This window comes from Mesorhizobium sp. M7A.F.Ca.CA.002.04.1.1 (assembly GCF_004022805.1).
In the GTDB taxonomy this organism is placed as follows: Bacteria; Pseudomonadota; Alphaproteobacteria; order Rhizobiales; family Rhizobiaceae; genus Mesorhizobium; species Mesorhizobium ciceri.
Genome location: NZ_RZPL01000819.1, coordinates 1 through 2,375 on the forward strand (window position 1 = coordinate 1; position 2,375 = coordinate 2,375).

General features: G+C 60.5%; 3 protein-coding genes. 1 reads left to right on the forward strand and 2 read right to left on the reverse strand.

The genetic code is table 11. The features are described 5' to 3' along the window. The coding region (locus ENZ75_RS28940) for a glycosyltransferase family 39 protein (RefSeq protein WP_245481275.1) at positions 1 to 683 on the reverse strand (683 nt) is incomplete at its 3' end. Between the two features lie 278 nt (positions 684 to 961). On the opposite strand from ENZ75_RS28940, the gene ENZ75_RS28945 reads away from it, so the two are divergent. After that, complete coding sequence (locus ENZ75_RS28945; protein ID WP_013530791.1) at positions 962 to 1,669, forward strand: hypothetical protein; 708 nt, start codon at positions 962 to 964, stop codon at positions 1,667 to 1,669. Between the two features lie 85 nt (positions 1,670 to 1,754). Here the strand turns inward: ENZ75_RS28945 and ENZ75_RS28950 are convergent, their stop codons facing one another. Continuing rightward, positions 1,755 to 2,069 (reverse strand): hypothetical protein, encoded by a 315-nt coding sequence (locus ENZ75_RS28950; RefSeq protein WP_013530790.1) that lies wholly within the window; start codon positions 2,067 to 2,069, stop codon positions 1,755 to 1,757. Between the last annotated feature and the right edge of the window lie 306 nt (positions 2,070 to 2,375).

Consider the following 2,375-nt stretch of genomic DNA (forward strand, 5'->3'; position numbering starts at 1 on the left):
AGCCCGAGCCATGGCCAGGGCGTGGCGAGCCGACTGCGTGCGCGTGTGTCCGACAGCAGCCAGATCGCCCCGAAAAGCAATAATAGGCCGGTGGAAAGCTTGGCATAGAGCCCGACGCCCGACACCAGCCCGAGCGCCAGCCACCAGCCCGGCCCACCACCACGGCCCGCACGCCACAACAGCCAGCAGATAGCGGCCCAGAAGGGCATCTGCGCGTAGTCATGATTGAACTGTGGGGTCGGCCAGCCGAAGAAATAGAGCGACGGCATCAGAAGCACGGCGGCCAGCGCGCGGGTTCGCCCGAGCATGTCGCGGGCCAGCAGATAGACTAGCACGAAAGTGGCCGAGATCGTTAGCTGAGCCACGAGATATTGCGGCCAGCGGAACGATCCGGTCAGAAGATGGCTGATCTCGAGCAGCCAGCCGGGAAGCTGTGGATGCTTGTAGGTCAACAGCACCCATTCGCGGCCCCACATGAAGCCTTCGACGACATCGTTGGGCGGTGACACGTCGACAAGCGCGGGCGCCACGGTCCAGCACAGGATCTGTGTCAGGCATAAAAGCGCCAGGCCGGCTTCTGGATAGCGCGTCAGCCCCTGCCAGATCGACGACTGCCGCCAGTCGCCTGGAACAGAACTGCCGACCGGCAGCCAACCGTTCATGGGTTCGTCGATTCGCGTCATGCGGTGGATAAATCACACCGGACGGTTTTTGGAACAGCCCAGAACTCGAAGCTTACGAAAATGTAAACTTGGGTGACCATGGCAAAACCAAGATTGAGGCAGAGTTTCGCGCCACCATGCCGCCTCTCTCATCATCACATGCCAGCAGGACAACAATGGAACACGCCGTCCCGGAGCGCCCTGAACATGCCGGGCACGGCGCATCGGGCGTGATCGCGGCAGGCGTCGCCTACGCCTGACCGGTTCCCGTCCCCCAAAAAGCATCCAGGATTTGATAAATGCGCCACCACCATGCCATCATCCACTACCGTGCGCTCGATTTCTGGATGGCCCGTGCGGCCGTTCTCGTCATCATCTGCCTGCAGCTTCTGGTCATCAACAATCTCTCATTCGGACCGCGCTGGCTAGCGCCCGCGCTGGAGGCCGCTCTGCTGCTGCCCTTGTCGGTGGCCACCGCCTGGACACAGGCCGCCACCCGCAAGGCGGTCGAGGACCACGAGTGGCATGCGATCGGCCAGTTTCGGGTCATGATCCGCAGAACAGCCCTGACCATGACCGCCATCATCAGCATCATGAACTGCGGTTCGCTGGTCCTGCTGGTGCGTGCCTTGCTGGAGGGCCATGCCGGCAACAGCGGCACGACGCTGCTGATCGACGCACTCAACATCTGGGTCACCAACGTCATCGTCTTTGCCTTGTGGTTCTGGAGCACCGACCGCGGCGGCCCGCCGACCTGCGGCCTCGTCAAGCTTGCGCAGGCCGATTTCCTGTTCGCGCAGATGACGTTGAACGACCGTGACCTCCGAGATTGGCTGCCCGGTTTCGTCGATTATTTCTTCCTCGCCTTCACCAATGCGACAGCGTTTTCGCCCACCGATACCTTGCCCCTTTCCCAGCGCGCCAAGCTGCTGATGATGGCCGAGGCCATGATCTCGCTGCTGACCATCGCGCTGGTCGCGGCACGCGCGGTCAACATCCTCGCTTGATCGGCCCGACACGCGAAATAGCCCGCCCGGCGCACCGGAACGGGCTATTTTGGGTTGCCTTCGACAGTTGAAATGCAGCGCCGGCCTAGTGGCGCTTGCCCAGCCTGTAGCTGTTGCCGCCCAGCAGGTTCACGCCGAGCCCGCTCAGAACGCCACCGACGATGCCGGTCTTGTTGCCGTTCAGAATGCCTGAGACGACATTGCCGCTCAGGATGTTGTTGCCGCTGAGCACGTCGTTCAGCGCGGTGATCTTGCCAAGGTCGATGGACGGCGAAACATTGATCAGGCTGCTCGAATTGCCTCCCCAGCCGCCCGAACCTCCGCACCCACAACCTGCCTCGGCGGCTCCAACGGACGATGCAACTGCAACAGCGGCGAAAATAACAGTGAACTTGTTCATGAAAGCTACTCCCGTTTGATGATGGAGATGGCTTCCGTCTTCTGTGGTCTACCTCTTGCTTAACAATATATGAACAATTCATCCGCTCAAGTCTTTATCTAGTTTCGGTGCTTCAATCAAAAATTAACAATAATCATTATGCATAACCGACATGATTAACTTGCTTATCACAACGGACGACGACGAGACCGGTCAACTCGAATGCCGCTCAGCAATGGCCGATCGGAAATGCAAAAAAGCCCGCCCCGGCGTGAGCCGAAGCGGGCAGCGGTCGGTCCTGGAAATGAGAGCCACGCCGCGCCAGGT